A 20248-nucleotide genomic window follows, 5' to 3' on the forward strand; every position below is an offset into this window, starting at 1 on the left:
GCTTCACTCTTAGTTGAACTGTATGCGACCCGTTGCTCTTCAGAAAAGGCTCTTTTTCTGAAGACAAAAAGGGAACCCGCCAGCGGGGACTGGCGGGTTTAGGAGTAAAAAATGAAAAAGTGTTTTATTGGGTTTGTTTTATTGGGATGAGTTCATAATAACCGGAAATTGTGAAGATTTTGTGTTTGCTGCTCAGCCTTTCTAAGAAGATTTTATAAAAAAGTCTAAACTTGAATCCTATTAGCCAAAAAAGACTGGAAAAAGTTCCTTAAATTCAATCATTCAGCGATTTGAACAAACTTAATTAAAAAAACAATCCTTCAGCCGTGTGACTAAAGGATTGTTTTTACCTAGCATTTCAATTGTTTATCCTAAATCTTCGCCGTTACTTTCAATGACTTGATGATACCAGTCGAAGGATTTTTTCTTGCTACGGGCTAAGGTGCCATTTCCCTCATTATCTTTATCAACATAGATAAAGCCATAACGTTTTTTCATTTCACCGGTGCCAGCAGAAACTAAATCGATAAAGCCCCACGGCGTATAACCCATCAAATCGATACCATCATACTCTACAGCATCCTTCATTGCGGCAATGTGGGCCCGCAGGTAATCAATTCGATAATCGTCTTCTACACGATGAGAAATGGCATCAATTTCATCGATGGCGCCAAATCCATTTTCAACAATAAATAATGGTTTTTCGTAGCGTTCGTTAAACCAATTCATGGAATAACGCAAGCCCAGCGGATCAATTTGCCAACCCCAATCAGAGGCCTCCACAAACGGATTGCGAACTAAATCTTTGGCTTCGTCGTAATCGAAGGCCGGCGCACCATCTTGGTCTGCAACTGCAAAGGACATGTAATAGCTAAAACCGATATAATCGACTGTACCCGCTTTTAACAACTCAAAATCTTCTTTTGTGCGGTCTAATTGGAAATTTTTCCGTTCAAAATATTTTTCAATAAAACTTGGATAGGCACCTTTACAATGCACATCCGTGAACCAATAGCGCCGTTGCATCGCCACCGTTGCCGCCATCATATCAGCAGGCTTGCTGGAGGCCGGATAGATTGGCACCATCGCAATCATACATCCAATTTGAAAATCGGGATTAATCTGATGACCGATTGCCACCGCTTGAGCACTAGCCACTAGCTCGTAATGGGCCGCTTGGTACATGATTTTTTCCCGGTCTTCCCCGGCTTCATATTTCAAACCAGAATTGGTAAACGGGGCAAAATCTTCATTGAAGTTTGCTTGATTATTAATTTCGTTAAAAGTCATCCAGAATTTCACTTTATCTTTATAACGGGTGAAAACTGTTTCGGCAAATTTTACAAAGAAGTCAACGACTTTACGATTGCCCCAGCCGCCATATTCTGTCACCAAATAATAAGGCATTTCAAAATGCGACAAGGTAATCACTGGTTCAATACCATATTTCAGGCATTCATCAAATAAATCATCATAAAACTGCAAGCCAGCTTCATTAGGTTCCGCTTCATCCCCCTTTGGAAAAATCCGTGTCCAAGCGATGGAAGTCCGGAAACATTTCAAGCCTAATTCGGCAAATAATTTCACATCATCTTTGTAGTGATGATAAAAATCAATCGCTTCATGATTTGGATAATTTTCTCCTGGCAGTACGCCATCCGTAATTTTACGGGGAACGCCATGGGCTCCGGCCGTCATCACATCGGCAACACTAACTCCTTTGCCGCCTGCTTGCCAGCCGCCCTCCAATTGATGGGCAGCAACTGCGCCGCCCCATAGAAAATCTTTTTTTAAAATTGTCATTCTTATAACCACTTTCTAGCCTTGTTCGACTGCTGCTAATTCGTCCAACCCATTTTCTTGGGCATAATTCATAGAATCTACTTTTCTGATAAATGGCAGGTAGATAAAGAAACCAAGCGTTAATACAAAAGCTTGCAGTAATGCTGCTTGCCAGCCGCCGATTAAGAAACCAGAAATAATTGGCGGGGTTGTCCATGGTACTTGCACGGCCGTAAACAGCGGCACAAGTCCAGTATAAAGAGCAAAATAGGTGACAACTCCAGAAACAACTGGCGTCAAGATAAACGGAATAGCCATAATTGGATTCATTACAATTGGTGTTGCAAAAATAATTGGTTCATTAATATTAAAGAAAGCCGGGCCGATTGATAAACGGCCTAATTGCTTAAATTGTGCGGAACGTGCTAGGAATACCATGTAAACAACAATTCCGATTGTCATACCAGCACCCGTCACCGTCATAAACTGATCTAAAAATTGTTGTGTTACAATATGACCGCCGTTAGCAACTGTTAATTCAAGTCCAGATTCTTTGATTGCGGTATTTTCTAAAGAGTTCGCTTGTAAAATTGGACCCATAATCCCGCCGACAATCGTTGAGCCATGGACTCCGAAGAACCATAAGAATGGCACCAAGAAACCTAACATCAATGCGCCACCTAAACTATCAGTCACACCCTGCATTGGGCTTTGAATCACATCGTAAATCCATTGTACCATTGTAGTGTCCATTAAAGCATCAAATAAAATGTAAACAAACATCGCAAAAGTAATTAAAACTGCTGCTGGAATCAAAGCAGTAAATGAGTTCGCAACATTTTCAGGAACTTGTTCAGGTAATTTAATTCGTACATCGCGTTTCAAGAACCAAGAATAGCCCCAACCAACAAATAGACCAACTAAGATGGCACTAATCATTCCTTGACCGCCAGTCCAAGTTTTATCAATAACATTGGCAATCGTCACGCCTGATTCTGCATCTGTCACGCTTGAACGCATAGTCAAAAGGAAAATAACCAAACCAATCATCCCAGCGGGCAGTCCTTCAAAGCCTTCTGTCTTCACATAGGAGTAGGCAATTCCCATTACAGCAAACAACGCCATAATTGCAAAAGATGCGCCATATGCTTGATTGAAATAATCCGCCCAACCCTGATTAGTTATAAATTCAGAAACAGCCGGCACGGGAAAATTGGCCAATAGTAAAAAGACAGACCCGACAATCGTAAATGGCATTGTGTAAAGCATCCCGTTACGCAAAGCTGTAATCGCTTTCGTATTAACGAATTTTAAAACCGGTGGCAATATTTTTTCATTAATAAAAGTATTCATCGTTTTTGCTCCTTAAAAATATTTTCTAAAAAATAAGTGCTTACCTCTCCATTAAAACTAATCTTACGTTCCACCTTCCCAATCAGTATTTAAGTTTAAAATAAATAAAAAATATTATCTGATTGCATTTAATCATAATAAACCACGAGTTGTAACCCTTTTCATATATTAAAGAACCGAATACGGTAACAATAAAAAAAATCCCTCTACGGAACAACTCGTTTCATAGAGGGCGAAGAAGCTTATAGGTGGTCAGTTAACAATTCTGCGATAAACATGGCTGGTAGCTGTGTAGAAAAATCAATATGTAGAACATTCCGCTGAGCATTTTGAATAGTATAGTCAATTACATAATCACAAAGTTTGGCGACTGGACTATTACGATTTTTAGTTATGCAGCAGATAAAAACCTCCTGCCGCAATTCAATACTGGCAATTCGTTCCAGAATTTCTTGGGTTTCGCCAGAAGAAGTAAATACTAGCAATACATTTTTTTGATTGCGGTGAAAATGGCTGTTAATCGGATAAATAAAATCTTTAATGCCAATCGCATTAAAACCTTGGTTCAGCATTTTCCGGGCAGTATATTCCGCAATGCTACCAGATTGACCAATTCCAAAACACAAGGTAATGTCTGCTTGTCTTAAAATATTGGTGACTTTTTCAATTTGATAAGCTAAATCCTGATTAAAATTATCCCGCTTTAGTATCTGAAAATGGTGGTCAATATTGTCATTGATTCCTTCTTGTTCCTCCGCAAATTTCAATTTTTGCTTATAGGACAAGCGGAATTCAGTAAAAGATTCGTAGCCAATTTTATTGATAAACCGAAAAACGGAGGTCGCCGACGTATGGGAATTCTCTGCAATATCCCGCACCCGCATATAGAGAATCTTTTCAGGGTTGTTGACAATATATCGGTAAATCTCCTGTTCAACATTGGAAAGATCTGATATATCCAGGTTTTCAAAATAGCTCATCCACTTCACCTCTAAACTTATTTCTAGCCTAATTTTAGCATATTATGGAGAATTTTATAAAAATTGACGGGGACTTGCGCAGAAATTTTCCTGTGATTGACAGGAAAATAAAAAGGCTTAGCACAAATTAGCTGCCAAAGCCTCAACATTTTTTAAATATCAATGAAACGGGAATCGAGTTTTGTCCCAGAAACAAGAAAATCCTCTGAAGTTAAGGAAAATTCCTCTGCCACCGCCTGAAAAAGCTCTTGCTTTGAAATAAGCGTTTTGACACGATACAACACGCTGCCATAATCGGTCCAACGGGCTAATTCCAAAAGTTTTGGATGGTCGGCTACTTCTGGTTTCTTCTCATTAAAGACTACCATAAAGTCGTGGAAGTATTTTCCTTTTGGCGCTGGCTCAAAAGATAGTGCCAGAGTCGCTGCAGAAAAAAATTTCAGCGGTTCATTTTCGAATTCCGAATAGGTTCGGCCATAGACAAAATACAGCGTTGAATCATCTTCACTATAATTGACATACTCATCAAACAACTCACACATGAGATACTCCTCCTTTGCTAACCTTTAGCCCTTCAAGGCAAACTATTTAGTTAGTATAAAATTATTATATCACCAACTCTTATTCATGTCATACAAAATAAAACAGCTAAAGGACATATGCACCACCCCCAAAAGTTAGACCAAAAATCTAACTTCTTTGGGGGCACTGCAACAACCCTTCAGCCGTTTTTTCTTTTATCATCTCAAAATCATTTCTCTTACTCCAGCACCGCCAACCGCACAATCTCAATCAGCGTGTCCCGGGCTTTTTCCATGGCCTCCAAAGTGATAAATTCGTATTGTCCGTGGAAATTTTCGCCGCCGGTAAAAATATTCGGCGTGGGGATGCCCTTCATGGAAATTTTTGAACCATCTGTGCCGCCGCGAAATGGGGTAATCTTTGGTTTGATGCCGAGATTTCTCATGGCGGCAATCGGTAGTTCTTTTGAAAGCGGCGCTTGGTCGATGACTTGGCGCATATTGTAATATTGGTCAAACAGATGGTACGTAATCCGCGGGCGTTCAAAGCGTTGATTGATTGCAGCGATAATTGTTTCAATCCGTACTTTTCGTTCGTTAAATTTGTCCATATCGTGGTCTCTGATGATATAGCTCAGCTTGGCTTCGCTGATGGTACCTGATAACTCATGGAGCAAATAGAATCCTTCGTAGCCACGAGTTTCCTCTGGTACCTCATCGGCTGGTAGAGCATTGTCAATTTCTTTGGCCAATTTTAAAGCATTGACCATCATGTGATAGGCTGTGCCGGGATGGACGCTCGTCCCGGCTATGGTGATTTCAATTTTGGCAGCGTTAAACGTTTCGTATTCAAAATGTCCCACTCGGCCGCTATCAATCGTGTAGGCGAAGGCCACCGGAAAATCTTCAGCAATAAAACGATCGGCACCGCGCCCGATTTCTTCATCGGGGCCAAAAGCCACCCAGATGTCGCCTCTTTCAATCTCCGGATGCGCTAGATAATAGCGGAGCAAAGCCAAAATTTCTGCGATGCCAGCTTTATCATCGGCGCCTAGTAAGGTCAAACCATTGGTGGTAATCAGTGTTTCGCCAATATAATCTTTTAAATTGGGAAATTCAGCGACCTCCATCACCAGCTGCTCTTTAGCATTTAACAAAACATCTTGGCCGTCATAATTTTCAAAAATCTGCGGCTGATTATTTTCAGCATTGTAATCGGCGGTGTCGACGTGGGCGATAAATCCGATCGCCAGTTTTTCGCTGTTACCGGCAAGTTTGCCGATAACAAAACTGTTCGCTTCGTTGTAAGTAACATTTTCTAAACCCATCACATTGAGGCGCTCTTCTAGCAATTTTGCTAAGACAATTTGACCACTGGTTGTGGGAATGGTTGTGGAGCTTTCATCCGAACGGGTATTGATTTTGACAAATTCGATAAAATCATTTAGTAACTCACTCATATTTTCACCTTACTCCGTTAAATATGCTTCACGGAAATTGTAGTAGTCGCCATAGCTATGATAAATCACGTTTTGCAGATTAGGATTAACTAAGTAATTGGCAGCACTTTGGTACAACGGCACCTGTGCAGCATCGTCAGCTAATAAAATTTCCTCGGCTGCCTGATAGTCGGTAAACATGGCATCAATGTCATTGGCGTCTGTCGTGTTGGCTTGTTCGACTAAAGCTGAATACTCTTCATTCTCATAGCCACCATAATTATAAGATGAGCCGCTGCGGTATAAGTTGAAATAAGAATTCAAATCATTGCTACCGGCAATCCAGCCAGATAAAGACATTTCATAATTGCCGTCTCTGCGGGACTGGTTTAAATTATTTGAAGGCTGCTGATCAATTGTCACCGTTAATCCTTCTAAATTGTCCTGCAATTGCGCTTGAATATATTCCGCAATTCGTTTGCCGTTATCAGAGTCATTGGCTAACAGTGATAGGGAAATGCTGTCGCCTAGTTCACTGGTGGCCTGCTCCCACTCTTCAGCCGCTGCATCAAGGTCATGTACATTGTACTCGCCGCTGTAAGCTCGGAAATCTTCGCCAGTATTTTCATTGGTGTATAAATTGGCTGGAATCAAGCCATTTAAAGCAGTGGACCCATCGGCCAAGACATTGTTGACTAAGCCTTCTTTATCAATCGCCAAAGCAATCGCTTTACGCAAATGGGCATTAGCTAAGGCCTCATTAGCAGTTTTATTAAAATCTAGGAAATAATTTGAAATTTCCTGTTGGTTGACCAAGGCTTCGCTGTCTTGGAATTGTTGAACGAATTGACCGCTAATGCGGGTTAAATCCAACTCGCCGGTATCAAACATATTGATGCCGGTATTTTCTTCAACAATCGTGGAGCCTTCGACTGTTTCCAGTTGGACTACATCCGCATCGTAATACTCTGGATTTTTTGTCAGCGTCCATGTATTGGACACTTGACTCCAGTTTTCTAAAATAAACGGTCCGCTGTAAATCATATTCTCGCTGGAGGAAGCATAATCATCCCCTAAAGCTTCCACATACTCTTCATTTTGCGGGGCTAACCAAGCAATCGAAATCACTGAAAGAAATGACGACTGTGGATTGGCTAGCGTCACTTCAAACGTTTGGTCATCCGGCGCAGCTAGGCCGATTGAATCGACATCAGCATTTCCTTGTCTAGCATCCGCACTGTTCACCACACTATCCAACCAATAAGCATTTGGTGCTGCCGTTTCCGGTGTGACTAATTTTTTCCACGCATACATAAAATCATTGGAAGTAATCGGCGTTCCATCGCTCCAATGAATATCATCCCGCAGATGGAAGGTGTAGACTAAACCGTCATCGCTAATATCAACCGATTCTGCCAAACCAGGCACTGGCGTACTGGTTTCATCTAGACGATACAAACCTTCAAAAATTTGTTGGGCCACGGTGAAGGTTACTTTATCAGTTGTCTGAGTGGTGTCCAATGTTGATAATTGAGCCGGCAAGCTAACATCAATAGCTTGTTCTGTAGCCATTTGTGTGCTGGACGATGACGCGGCCTGCGAAGAATCATTCGTTGCATTACTATCGCCAGAACAACCTGCCAAAAACAGTGCTGTTAAGCCAATTATTCCCGTTACTTTAAAAAACTTATTCATTCTTTTTCCCCCTGATTACTATAATAAAAATAAAAAATCCCTTCGCTAGCGTTGAGTAGCGAAAGGACGTATTAACTAGACGTGGTACCACCTTAATTCAAAAGCTTAAAAGCTTTCCTCACCAAATGAAATTGGTTTTTGATAACGGAAAAATTTCCGAAACTGTCTGAGACAATTTTCTTCCAAGCCCATCCTTCATCCTTTCCGTAGGGCTGACTTTCACCCTCACCAGACCTCGCTATACTACTTCCCAGATTACTTCTGCCCTTCAATAGAATTTTATTAATTTTTAATGAGTGTACTTTAATAATTATCCCTTGTCAATGAAATTATTTTAATTTTCAGAAATTAATTTCTCTGAGAGAAGAAGGAGCCTGATTTAAAAAGTTTAGATAATTTTGATGAATTTGAATATATTTCATATGATTAGATAAGGAAATAGTTTGAAATCATTTTGAACTCTGGAAAACAAAAACTATGCTAGTCACTAAAAATTTTAATCAAGACAAACGATTTATTCTGTGGAAATTGCTGGCGCAAATTCTCTACGCCACTAACTTCATTTCCCACTATCACCAAAACTCATTTTTAGACTTTACATGGCTGCTTTTAGCCAGCGCTTTTGTCCTCTATGCTTGTTATGATACAATCATAGGCGTCTGAACTATATAGAAGAAGGAAACTGCCCATGAATAAAAAAAATTGGTTAAACATTATCACCTTGATTGTCTGCTTAATTTATCTGGCAAATATCTTTTTAGGTTTTATCAGCGACCCAAGATTGCGGATGGCTTTATTGGTAGTCGCTTTTTTATTATTTCTATTAAGACGCCGAGATTTTGCGGAATTATTTCAAAACTTGAAAAATAAATAGCAAAAAAATCCCTGAGAACCCAACGCATGTAATGACACTCAAAATAGTTTTTGATGTCGTTACAGCAAACAGTGCTGTGGTCCTCAGGGATTATTTTATTTAATCTAGCTCAACCTTACCGGTGTAAAGTTGATAATACATACCTTTTTCAGCTAATAGGGAGTCGTGGTCGCCCCGTTCAATAATGCGGCCGTGATCCATCACCATAATAACACTGGAATTTTGAATCGTTGACAAGCGGTGGGCGATAACAAAAACGGTCCGCCCCTCCATCAATTTATCCATCCCTTCTTGAACAATGCGTTCAGTCCGAGTATCGATACTAGAAGTCGCTTCATCTAAAATCATCACCGGCGGATCAGCAATCGCCGCCCGGGCAATCGCCAATAATTGCCGCTGCCCTTGCGACAGTCCTTCACCGTCACCAGTAATCACCGTTTCATAACCGTTCGGCAGATGCCGGATGAACCAATCGGCATTGGCTAATTTCGCCGCCTCCACCACTTCATCATCGGTGGCATTTAATTTTCCGTAGCGAATATTTTCATGGATGGTCCCCGTAAATAAATGCGTGTCCTGCAACACAATTCCTAGCGAACGCCGCAGGGAATGCTTTTTAATTTTTTGAATATTGATGCCATCGTAACGAATTTTACCCTCTTGAATATCATAAAAGCGATTGATTAAGTTGGTAATCGTCGTTTTACCGGCACCAGTTGCGCCAACAAAGGCAACTTTTTGACCGGGTTCGGCATAGAGATTGATATCATGGAGCACCATTTTATTAGGTTCATAGCCAAAATCAACATCTTCAAAGACAACATCACCGGTTAATTTAGTGTAGGTCACATTGCCGTCATCGTGGGGATGTTTCCACGCCCAGATGCCAGTCCGGTCGATGGATTCGCTTAAAACGCCGTTGGTTTCAGTGGCGTTGACTAAAGTCACATAGCCTTCATCAGATTCCGGTTCTTCATCTAATAATTCAAAAATCCGTTCAGCACCGGCTAAAGCCATAATTACAAAATTAATTTGTTGCGAAATTTGTGAGATTGGGCCGTTTAGTGAGCGGCTCAACTGTAAGAATGAAGCAATCATCCCGACAGATAATATGGAAACACCATAAACTGATAACAAACCACCAATAATCGCAACTAAAACATATTGAATGTTCAATAAGTTCATCATAATTGGCATCAGCTGATTGGCATTGGCGTTAGCTTTGGTCGCACTACTTTGCAGATCATCATTCAAGACATCAAAATCAGCAATCACTTTTTCTTCATGATTAAAAATTTTCACGACCTTTTGACCGTGCATCATTTCTTCAATGTAGCCATTAACCTGACCTAAGTCCCGCTGTTGTGCCCCAAAATATTTACCGCTGCGGTTTGCCACAAAGCGAATCACAAAAAACATCAGGCTAACAGAAAAGATCACAAAAATTGTCAGGGGAATACTCAGGCTGAGCATCGCAATAAAGACCGCCACAAAGGTGACCATCGCTAAAAGCAGGCTGGGAATACTTTGGGAAATCATTTGGCGTAAAGTATCGGTATCATTCGTAAAATGACTCATGATATTGCCGTCAGAATTGGTATCAAAATAGCGAATCGGCAAACTTTCCAGATGCTCAAACATCTGGTCGCGGATTTTTTTCTGAGTCCCTTCACTGATGGTCACCATCATCAGGTTATAAATCAACCCGGCGACAATCCCTATCACATAAATGCCCGCCATCATCAAAACAGCCTTCAATAAGCCGCTGAAATCAGGATTGCTGCTGCCAAGCATTGGCGTGATATATTGGTCAATGACGGTTTGCAAAAACAAGGAACCCCGCACGTTGGCAAAGGCGCTAAGCAAAATTAAAATTAAGACGAAGAGCAAACGAAAACGATAGAGACGGAACATGGTTAATAGTAAACGACCCAAAGTTTTTCCAGGATTGTGGCCGGTTGGACGTTGATTTTTATTCTTCATTTTGACCAAATCCTTTCGTTTGAGATTCGTTGACTTCTTGATAAATTTGATTGTTTTGTAGCAATTCATCATGGGTGCCGATGCCGTTGATTTCACCATTTTCCATGACGATAATCCGGTCAGCATCTTGAATAGAAGAAATCCGTTGACCGATAATAAACGTTGTCGTGCCTGGGATTTCTTTTTTCAAGCCTTCCCGAATGCTGCGGTCGGTTTTAGTATCCACCGCGCTCGTTGAATCATCCATAATTAAAATCTTTGGTTTTTTCAACAAGGCTCTGGCGATACACAGACGCTGACGCTGACCACCGGACACGTTTGTTCCCCCTTGGGAAATCATCGTGTCGTATTTGTCAGGGAATTCGTCGATAAAACTATCGGCTTGAGCGATTTGACAGACGCGAATAATGTCTTCATCCGTTGCGTTGGGATTTCCCCAGCGCAGATTGTCTTTGATTGTACCAGAGAAGAGTACATTATTTTGCAGAACCATACTCACTTCATCCCGCAAAGTTTCCAAATCATAATTGCGGACGTCAACGCCACCGACTTCGACTTCTCCTTCGGTAACATCATATAAACGGGGAATCAGCTGCACCAAAGTTGATTTGGCACTCCCGGTACCACCGATAATGCCGATAAACTCACCGGATTTCACCGATAAGCTGGTTGGTTCTAGCGCCAATTTATTTTTATCATCGGTATAGCTGAAGGCGACATTTTTAAAGGTCACACTACCATCAGGAACAGTGGTAATCGGGTTGGCGATATTTTTTAAATCACTTTCTTCATTTAAAACTTCGACGACCCGACCGGCAGAAGTCCGAGCGGTAATCACCATTACAAACACCATTGACAACATATTCAAGCTCATCAAAATTTGCATCGTGTAGGTGAACATACTGACTAATTCACCAGTAGTTAAAGAAGTTTGTTCAACAATTAAGCGGGCACCTAGCCACGAAAGCAAAAGCATACAAGCGTATACACAAGTTTGCAGCAATGGCATATTAAAGGCCACAATTCGCTGCGCCTTCGAGAAGGTTTTGAAGATATCCGTCGACACTCGGCCGAATTTTCCTTCTTCGTAATCCTCCCGCACATAAGATTTTACAACGCGAATGCCCTGCAGATTTTCCTGCACGACATTGTTCAACCGGTCATAAATTTTGAAGACCCGTTGAAAAACGGGGAAGGCAAAGTGGATGATAATCCCTAGACCAATTGCCAACACAGGCACCACGCCTAAGAAAATCATTGAGAGCTGGCTGTTGATTGAAAAGGCCATAATCAATGAAAAGATTAACATCAAAGGACTGCGGACTAAAATACGAATAATCATTTGATAGGCATTTTGTACGTTGGTGATGTCGGTAGTCAGACGTGTGACTAGACTTGAGCTGGAGAAGCGGTCAATGTTTGAAAAAGAGAAGGTCTGTATACGGGCGAACATGTTGCGGCGCAGGTTGCGGGCAAAGCCGGCTGAGGCCACTGCCGCATAGCGACCAGACATGGCGCCAAAGAATAATGACACAAGGGCACAGAGGAATAAAGCAATTCCCAAACGAATAATTTCTTGACTGTCTTGACCTTCAATTCCCCGGTCAATTAAGCGAGCCATTAACAATGGAATAATAATATCCAAAATGACTTCGCCGGTTACAAATAATGGCGTGATAATACTTTGTTTTTTATACTCGCCAATATTTTCCATGAGCTTTTTAATCATTAATTTTTTTCCTTTCCTAATATTGTCGTGGCATAACTCGCAAAAATCGCTGAATTTTTCAGAATAGTCAGTTATTTCTGCCAGTCATGGGGAGAGTTCTTTAAACATCTTAGCGGAATTTGAAAGAAAAATCTAACATTTCCCACTAGTTTTCAAAAAAAGGTGGCTGTGGTATTAGAGGATACTGAAATAAAATTCCTCCAATAATATTCAGCAAAAGTTGCTAAATTTTTGAGAAGTGCGGCAAGGCCTTGCCAGGCCGCAGAGACACAGGTATTTTCTAGTTCGTCGACCGACTGAACCACAGTGACAAAACCAAGATGATTCAGATATTATTACATCTGTAAAAAACATTATGTTGCAGAATCAAAATCTCTTTTTACAAAGGATCAAAGGTAATCACCTTGCCATCCGCCACTGTCAGCGTTACCCGCATGGGCGGTTGGACGCTAGGAAATAAATTAGGTGAAATTTCATAATGGGTTTCCTGATCGCGGATTTGAAAAACAATCCGATATTTCCCTTGGGAGTCGCTATATTTTTCAATAATTAAGCCGTTTAAAACTTGCCGTGGTTGCTTCACATTGCGGACGACCCGCCTGACAGCTCGAACGACAAAAAATAAAAAAATAATTAGTACAACAATCAAAAAAAGATAATTCATGCTTTCTTCACCTCCATTATGACCAGCACTGCTGTGAAAAGAAAAAGACTGCCACACAAGTTTCAAAATAAAAGTCCCTCTAATAAGTCTCACAAGCAGTCTTCGTTTTAAAACCGTCTGCTTTGGCCTGCGCCAAACAACTTTTTTGGTTCTTTTATTTTGATAATCCTTGTATCACAATCTCCTATGTACGAAACAAACTATGTATTCTTAACCGGATTTCGTTAACGCTTCGACACCGACACTCACCAATAAGGCTTGGTTAACATCCTCCATTGCCCGCCGATCCAATCGGCAAACTTTTTCCCGCAGCCGGCTTTTATCAATCGTGCGGATTTGTTCCAGCAAAATAATCGAATTTTTTTCGATACCGCTGATTTTCGCATCAATTTGAATATGTGTCGGCAGCTTGGGCTTGGCCAGCTTGGCGGTGATGGCCGCCACGATAATTGTCGGACTGAAATAATTACCTAAATTATTTTGAATCACTAACACCGGGCGAATGCCGCCTTGCTCTGAACCCACCACAGGCGAGAGATCGGCATAAAAAATATCCCCTCTTTTAACCATTATTTTTCCCCCTTATTTTCGGTACTCCCTCGGAACCCGATCAGAAATTGTACAAGCAACTTCATAATGAATGGTTCCTAAATAATCGGCCACCTCTTGCATCGTAATGGTTTCCCCGCCATTTTTACCAATCAATGTCACCTTTGTCCCCACTGGAAATTCTTGGGGCAAACGTATCATCAACTGATCCATGCAAATTCGACCTACTATTTCACAATATGACCCTTCAACCAAAAGGGCAAAGCCTTGCATTTTTCTTAACCAGCCATCGGCATAACCAATCGGTACCGTGCCGATCCATTCTGCCTGCTGGCTTGTATAAGTTGCGCCGTAGCTGATATGTGTTCCAGCTGGCACTCGTTTCACCTGTACCAATTCAGAAACTAACTCAAAAGCTGGTTGTAATTTTTCTTCAAGAGCCAATTCGCCTCCAGAAGGATTTAAGCCGTACATGGCCACGCCATAGCGGACTAAATTACCGATTTGATTCGGATGCCACAGCGTTGTTGCGCTGTTGTTGATATGTATGTAACGCGGCAGCTTAGTTAAGCTTGCCAAAAATGCACTGAAAATATCCCGCTGCTCCAACCAGTATGTATCATCTTGGGTATCGGCCTTGGCAAAATGAGTAAAAATACCTTCCCATTCCATATTAACACGGGTTGATATTTTTTCAACTGCCATCTGCAAATCGGTAGTGTTTAAAAAACCAATGCGCCCCATGCCAGTATCAATTTTTAAATGAATTTTCAATTTCCCCGAAGTGACAATCGTCGCCAGCTCTCGTTCAAATTTCGCCAAATCAGCCAGAGTTGTGATAGTTAGGGATAAATCATATTCCAAAATTAATTTGGTATAGCGGGCATCGGTGACGCCTAAAATCAAAATTGGCTGGGTAAAACCTGCCTGCCGCAAATCAATTCCTTCATCAATCGTTGCCACACAAAAACCCGTTGCACCGCCGGCAATCGCTGCATGGGCAACAGCGGTGGCCCCATGACCGTAACCGTCGGCCTTAACAACGGCGAACAATTCACTTGCCCCGTTTAATTTTTTGACTGCGCTAGCGACATTTGCAGTAATCGCTGCTGGATCAATCACTGCCTTAGTGGGGCGATGGTAAGACGTAATCACATCAATTTCCTTCTTCCTCTAACAAAATCTGGGCAATCGCCACAGTATCTGTATGGGTAATCGTCACAAAAGTTTTACCCTGATGAGGAGATTGTGTGACTACAGGTGCACCTAATTCATTGGAAAGCACTTCGATTTCTTGGATGGCCACTTTGCCAATGCCTGTTCCCCACGCTTTTGCAAAGGCTTCTTTACAAGCAAAACGCCCTGCTAAATATTCAACCTGGCGATGCGAACTCAGCTTGTTATATTGCTCCAGCTCTTTTTCGGTTAACACTTTAGCAGCAAACCGTGGTTTATTGGCAATAATTTCCTCCATGCGGCGCAACTCCACCGCATCTATACCAATCCCTTTAATCATAACTTCAATCTCTTTTCCTATCAGAATGCATTCATTTTATCAAAAACTTAGCAAAAAGCCTATCGCCAAGCGCTTGATTAAGCATTTCTTTAGATAACATTTTTGTTAGCTTGAGCAAAAATTGTCTGCTGAAAAAATTTACCCTTTCAAATCAAATTTGTCTATAATAGCAGTATACCTGATATTTTCCTCAAAAATAAATTATTTTTTGAGAATTTTGCAAAATGTTATTCAATAAAAGAAAAGAGTTGATAAATAAATGGATACAATTTTAAAAGAAAAGCTCCAACAGTCGACACTTGTCTTTTTCAATCAAGAAACTACTTGGCTCATGGAAAATATTGGCCATCCTGATGGTCAAATTCGTGATGGCCTGGTCTACTTGCTATTGGCCCGTGGCTTAGGGGAAAATGCTTTTACAAAAGAACAGTTTCATTTTCTAACTCAGCAGACGATGGAACAAGATTTAATTTTTTATCACATAAACGAAGGGTTGCCGGCGACGGTCACCCGCACTTTTGCTGCCTTGTTGAATGGCATGCTATTAGACTCTGACAATCGAGAAGATTCCCTCTATCATTGGCTTTTGACAAATCAGGAACGAGCTTATTTTTTCCAACGGGCGCTAGCCTATTTAAAAGCGGAACAGGATTTTACCGGCTATTCAGAGCCCTACGGTTGGGTCCATGGATTTGCCCACAGCGCTGATTTTTTACTTTATGCTCTCTTGCATCAAGATTTCCCAGAGGAATTAAAACCAGAAGTATTTTCAACCATTGCCCAAGTTTTTCACCGGGCCCCAGAAGCCTTTATCGCTGGAGAAGAGCGGCGCTTAGCAACTGTCATCTATCAAGCTATTCAAAATGGTGTGCTGAGTGCCGAAGCGACAGCTGCTTGGATTGACCAAATAGAATTCCCTTCAGTTGAATTAGTGGATTTTCAACGGCTGGCAGCCTTTGAAAATTTTTTAGCGGCCATTTATTTTCATCTGACAGCTTCCCAGCAATTAACTGAAGGCCTGCGACACAGCTTGATGAATTATTTGAAGGATTATTAAGGATGAATGGGTTTTGGTGGAAGAACTTCCTTGGTTAAAAGAGCGGCAGGCGGAAAAACAAATTCACTACCAAACCACTGACAAAGTTATCGGTGGTTCAGAAGTCCTCTTTGGTGTGACTCTTTTTGAAGTTTTGGTTTCTCTTATTGTCGGTATTTTGACTTTAGTTTAGTAAATCAAAAAAAATCATGGCTGACAGCTGATTTTTTGCTATACTGGAACAGGACTTTGCAAATGAAGAAGAAACGGGGACCTCCACTTGAATATCGGTTTTTACTCGCCTGCGACACCCATCACTGCTCTTGCGCCTCAGCGCTTTGAACGAGCGCAAGCCTTTTTTGCTTCTAAAGGTCATACTTTGGTGGCGGGCCGTTTGACCGGCCAGCAGGATTTTTATCGCTCCGGCAGCATTAAAGAGCGGGCCGCAGAATTAAACGAGCTGATTCACAATGATGACTTAGATATGATTATTTCGACGATTGGCGGAACGAATTCAAATTCTCTGCTGCCTTATCTTGATTTTAAATACTTAAAAAATCATCCGAAAATTATCGTCGGTTATTCTGATGCAACAGCTTTTTTGCTCGCTGTTCGCAGCTTGGCGCCAACCTGCCGAGTTTTATATGGTCCAGCTCTAGTCGCTTCCTTCGGTGAGTTTCCACCGTTGGCAGAGGAGACGTGGGATTATTTAGAAAAAATAATTTGTACTGGAAAAAATGCTGCCATCACACTAAATGCTCCGGAATTATGGACCGATGACCAAAAAAATTGGGAAACTTATCAAGCACCGTTAACCATGCAGAAAAATCAGTGGGGCTATACTGAAACTCCCAAACTAGAGGGGCGAATTGTCGGTGGCAATTTAAATACCATGTACGGCTTTCTCGCTTCCAAATTTTTTCCGAAAATTACTCCGAATAGTTTACTGTTTATTGAAGATGCGGAAAAAGACGCGGCCACAGTCGAGAAAAATTTTGCCATGCTGAAGGCGGCCGGTGTTTTTGAAATGGTCAAAGGCATTATCTTAGGCAAGCATGCCAACTATGATGACTTAGGCAGCGGCAGACAGCCGATTGATATTTTACTTGAGGTTTTGAATGGCAATCCCTTGCCGGTCATCTATGAATACGACAGCTGTCATACCCGTCCGATGATGACCACCCCGATTGGCGCCTATGCCCATTTTGACGCGGAAGCCATGACGGTGAGTTTTTCTGATTTCTAAATTTTATAATAATAATTCTGTCAATTTAAGTGAGCCTGACTGACTTAAATTGACAGTTTTTTTATTGATTTTTGGCTTTTTTTAAAGTCGTTTTATTTAGGGAAATCTGGCGGAAGGGTTATACTGAAATTATTCAAGCTTTTCAAATTTCAGTTGGAGGTGTGTTATGGAAACCAATTTTGACGTTATCATTGTCGGCGGCGGCATCGCCGGCTTAACCGCTGCCAAAAGATTGCGACAAGCAAACTTAACAGTTGCCATTATCGAGTCCTATCAATGGGGCGGTACTACAGCTAATCATGGCAGCACACCTAAAAAATATTTGCTGGCGGCAGTTGAAGCCAAGCAAGCTATCCAAAGCCACCTCGGTAAAGGTTTTGATCAAGTGCCAAAAATTAATTGGCCAGACTTGATGACCTTTAAAAACAAACAAATTGCCGCAACCTCAACTGTTTTACAGGCCAGCTTAGAAGACGCTGGCATCACCACTATTTTCGGTTCCGCAAAATTTAAAAATTCCCATATCCTAACTGTCGATGGCGTTGACTACCAAGGTAAAAAAATTATTTTGGCAACAGGAGCCAGACCCCGGGTATTGGATTTTGAAGGAAACGAGCATGTCCATTACAGTTCGCATTTTCTCAATGCCGAAAGTTTACCCCCATCTATCACCATTATCGGCGCAGGTATCATCGCCTTTGCGATTACCAATATCGCCAGTGCCATCGGCGATCACGTTCATGTTTTACAACATAATCAGCGGGCTTTAGGAGCTTTTGATCCTGAATTAGTCGGCGATTTAGTCGCTTTATTAAAGGAACGGGGCGTTGACTACCATTTTGATAATACTGTTGCAAAAATTATTCAACTGAAAGCTGATTTGTATCAAGTTACGACGGAAGAAGGCCTCGTTTTTGAAACAAATGTCGTTTATTCGGTAGCTGGCCGCATTCCCAATGTTGAAAATTTGGGCTTGGAAGAGGCGGGTATCACCTTTTCAAGTAAAGGTGTGGCAGTCAATGCCTATCTGCAAACTAGCAATGCCGATATTTATGCCATTGGTGATTGCAATGATGCGCCAGCACCAAAATTAACTAACTACGCAGAGTTTCAAGCAAATTATCTGGCGGATTTTTTAACCGCAGCAACTTTAAAGCCCATCGACTATCCGATTCCTTCGATGTCAGTCTTTAGCAATCCGAAAATTGCTCAGACGGGAATCTTTGTCAATGACGCCGTTAAGCAGCCAGAACTTTATGAAATTATTGAAATCGACATGGCCCATTGGCTGAATTATCATCGGGGCAATGAACCAATTGCCCGCACAAAATTAGTAATTCGTAAAGCCGACCAGCAAATCGTCGGCATCACCAGTCTCAGCAATGAAGCCGATTTATTAATTAATTATTTTACGCTTCTATTAAAGATGAAGATTACACTCACGCAATTGCGGGAAATGGTTTTCGCTTATCCTTCCCTCGCTAGTGATTTTTCAAAATTTTTTGATGTTCATTAATTTGGTACCAAATCTAACCTATGGAAAAGGAGATTTTTAATATGAATCATGAAGAAAAAGAACCACAACCCATTCGCAAATCTGACGGCAAAGGCTATTACAACCGAGGTCCTCATGATACGTTAAGAGATATTGAAGGTCCCGATTTTTTAGTTCCGCCCGCAACTGACCACGGTACTTTACCAAACATGCGTTTCAGCTATGATGACGTCCGCAATCGTTTAGAAGAAGGCGGCTGGGCTCGGGAAGTTACCAACCGAGAAATTCCGGCTTCTGACCAAGTCGCTGGTGTCGACATGAACTTAGGACCTGGCGTGTATCGGGAAATGCATTGGCACAAAGAAGCTGAGTGGGGCTTGATGCTTTACGGCAACGCCCGTGTTACAGCGATTGATGAAAATGGCAAATCTTTTATCGATGATGTCAAAGCCGGAGATATTTGGAATTTTGAAGCAGGTGTCGCCCACTCCATCCAAGGCTTAGATCAAGGCTGTGAATTTTTACTTATCTTCAGCGAACCTGATTTCTCTGAAAATAATACTATGTTGATTACTGATTGGCTGGCCCATACACCACCAGAAATCGTGGCTGCCAACTTTAAAAAGAAAGTTTCTGAGCTGCAAAGTTTACCAACTAAAGAAAAATACATTTTTAAAGCGGCTGTGCCAGAAGCCATCGATGTGGTCAAACGCCCTAACAGTAATGGCGAAACTCCACTACCTTTGACCTTCCACATGGATTCTTTAAAACCAATTGAGTCTGAAGCTGGTCGTGTTTGGATTATTGATCAAAAAGTTTTCCCAGCTGCTAAGACGATTTCAGCAGCCATTGTTGAAGTTGAGCCCGGCGGTATGCGGGAATTGCATTGGCATCCAAAAGGCGCTGAATGGCAATATTACATTCAAGGCCAAGCCCGCATGACTGTTTTTAACTCGAATGGTTTAGCTAGAACTTTTGATTATCGTGCAGGAGATGTCGGTTATGTGCCAACAGTTGCTGGTCATTATGTCCAAAATACTGGTACGGAAAAATTAATTTTTGTCGAAGTCTTCAAAAATCCTGATTACTCAGATATTTCTTTGAACAAATGGATGGCAACCACACCGTCACAAATTGTTGCTGACCATTTGAATTTAACCAAAGAATTTGTTGAAAGCCTGCCACAAGAAGAAGCGGCTTCACCAGTTATTTGGTTTGACCAAGATAAAATCAATCAAGCTGCTGCCAAACACATTAGCATCAATCCCTTCGACCAAGAAGAAAGCGATGGCTTGAACGTCAAGGATGTTTTTTAATTAAATAAACAGCTGCAGAGGTGCAAACTTTAGGAATCTGCCTAAATTTTAACCTCTGTTTTTGCTAGAA

The 20248-nt window shown here is 41.4% G+C and carries 18 protein-coding genes; 6 read left to right on the plus strand and 12 right to left on the minus strand.

Annotated elements, in window-relative coordinates; all coding sequences use genetic code 11:
• Window positions 1-366: 366 nt before the first annotated feature.
• The 6 genes from ACYSNU_RS04150 to ACYSNU_RS04175 form a co-directional block, all read right to left on the minus strand.
• Window positions 367-1803 (minus strand): 6-phospho-beta-glucosidase, encoded by a 1437-nt coding sequence (locus tag ACYSNU_RS04150; RefSeq protein WP_461735945.1) that lies wholly within the window; start codon window positions 1801-1803, stop codon window positions 367-369.
• A 15-nt stretch (window positions 1804-1818) separates the two neighbouring features.
• Window positions 1819-3135 (minus strand): PTS sugar transporter subunit IIC, encoded by a 1317-nt coding sequence (locus ACYSNU_RS04155; RefSeq protein WP_461735946.1) that lies wholly within the window; start codon window positions 3133-3135, stop codon window positions 1819-1821.
• Between the two features lie 242 nt (window positions 3136-3377).
• Window positions 3378-4115, minus strand: coding sequence for a MurR/RpiR family transcriptional regulator (locus ACYSNU_RS04160; RefSeq protein ID WP_461735947.1), 738 nt, complete (start codon window positions 4113-4115; stop codon window positions 3378-3380).
• Window positions 4116-4267: 152 nt separating this feature from the next.
• On the minus strand, window positions 4268-4657 hold the full coding sequence (locus tag ACYSNU_RS04165) for a hypothetical protein (RefSeq protein WP_461735948.1): 390 nt from the start codon (window positions 4655-4657) through the stop codon (window positions 4268-4270).
• A 218-nt stretch (window positions 4658-4875) separates the two neighbouring features.
• A complete protein-coding gene (gene pepT, locus ACYSNU_RS04170; protein ID WP_461735949.1) occupies window positions 4876-6096 on the minus strand; it encodes a peptidase T in 1221 nt (406 codons plus the stop codon).
• Window positions 6097-6105: 9 nt separating this feature from the next.
• Window positions 6106-7770, minus strand: a complete 1665-nt coding sequence (locus tag ACYSNU_RS04175) for a peptide ABC transporter substrate-binding protein (RefSeq protein WP_461735950.1) — start codon at window positions 7768-7770, stop codon at window positions 6106-6108.
• A gap of 688 nt (window positions 7771-8458) precedes the next feature.
• Here ACYSNU_RS04175 and ACYSNU_RS04180 point away from each other — a divergent pair.
• On the plus strand, window positions 8459-8644 hold the full coding sequence (locus ACYSNU_RS04180) for a hypothetical protein (protein ID WP_461735951.1): 186 nt from the start codon (window positions 8459-8461) through the stop codon (window positions 8642-8644).
• A gap of 99 nt (window positions 8645-8743) precedes the next feature.
• On the opposite strand, the gene ACYSNU_RS04185 is transcribed toward ACYSNU_RS04180, so the two are convergent.
• From ACYSNU_RS04185 to acpS, 6 genes are all read right to left on the minus strand, one after another.
• Entirely contained in the window at window positions 8744-10627 is a 1884-nt protein-coding gene (locus ACYSNU_RS04185; RefSeq protein WP_461735952.1) for an ABC transporter ATP-binding protein, read from the minus strand.
• The gene (locus tag ACYSNU_RS04190; RefSeq protein ID WP_461735953.1) at window positions 10617-12356 is read right to left on the minus strand and encodes an ABC transporter ATP-binding protein; all 1740 of its coding nucleotides are present in this window, start codon (window positions 12354-12356) and stop codon (window positions 10617-10619) included. Before ACYSNU_RS04190 ends, ACYSNU_RS04185 begins: the two co-directional genes overlap by 11 nt.
• A gap of 379 nt (window positions 12357-12735) precedes the next feature.
• Complete coding sequence (locus tag ACYSNU_RS04195) at window positions 12736-13020, minus strand: hypothetical protein (protein ID WP_461735954.1); 285 nt, start codon at window positions 13018-13020, stop codon at window positions 12736-12738.
• Window positions 13021-13230: 210 nt separating this feature from the next.
• Entirely contained in the window at window positions 13231-13590 is a 360-nt protein-coding gene (locus tag ACYSNU_RS04200) for a type II toxin-antitoxin system PemK/MazF family toxin (protein ID WP_265459322.1), read from the minus strand.
• A 12-nt stretch (window positions 13591-13602) separates the two neighbouring features.
• Window positions 13603-14724, minus strand: coding sequence for an alanine racemase (alr, locus tag ACYSNU_RS04205; RefSeq protein WP_461735955.1), 1122 nt, complete (start codon window positions 14722-14724; stop codon window positions 13603-13605).
• Between the two features lies 1 nt (window position 14725).
• Window positions 14726-15085 (minus strand): holo-ACP synthase, encoded by a 360-nt coding sequence (gene acpS / locus ACYSNU_RS04210; protein ID WP_461735956.1) that lies wholly within the window; start codon window positions 15083-15085, stop codon window positions 14726-14728.
• 259 nt (window positions 15086-15344) lie between these two features.
• Between acpS and ACYSNU_RS04215 the strand changes: the two genes are divergently transcribed.
• The 5 genes from ACYSNU_RS04215 (at window position 15345) to ACYSNU_RS04235 (ending at window position 20178) form a co-directional block, all read left to right on the plus strand.
• Entirely contained in the window at window positions 15345-16142 is a 798-nt protein-coding gene (locus ACYSNU_RS04215) for a DUF2785 domain-containing protein (protein WP_461735957.1), read from the plus strand.
• A 13-nt stretch (window positions 16143-16155) separates the two neighbouring features.
• The gene (locus tag ACYSNU_RS04220; protein WP_461735958.1) at window positions 16156-16314 is read left to right on the plus strand and encodes a hypothetical protein; all 159 of its coding nucleotides are present in this window, start codon (window positions 16156-16158) and stop codon (window positions 16312-16314) included.
• 87 nt (window positions 16315-16401) lie between these two features.
• On the plus strand, window positions 16402-17367 hold the full coding sequence (locus ACYSNU_RS04225; RefSeq protein WP_461735959.1) for a S66 family peptidase: 966 nt from the start codon (window positions 16402-16404) through the stop codon (window positions 17365-17367).
• A gap of 166 nt (window positions 17368-17533) precedes the next feature.
• A complete protein-coding gene (locus ACYSNU_RS04230) occupies window positions 17534-18883 on the plus strand; it encodes a dihydrolipoyl dehydrogenase family protein (protein WP_461735960.1) in 1350 nt (449 codons plus the stop codon).
• A 41-nt stretch (window positions 18884-18924) separates the two neighbouring features.
• On the plus strand, window positions 18925-20178 hold the full coding sequence (locus tag ACYSNU_RS04235; protein ID WP_461735961.1) for a cupin domain-containing protein: 1254 nt from the start codon (window positions 18925-18927) through the stop codon (window positions 20176-20178).
• Window positions 20179-20248 lie beyond the last annotated feature (70 nt).

This window comes from Enterococcus sp. LJL120 (genome assembly GCF_054871765.1).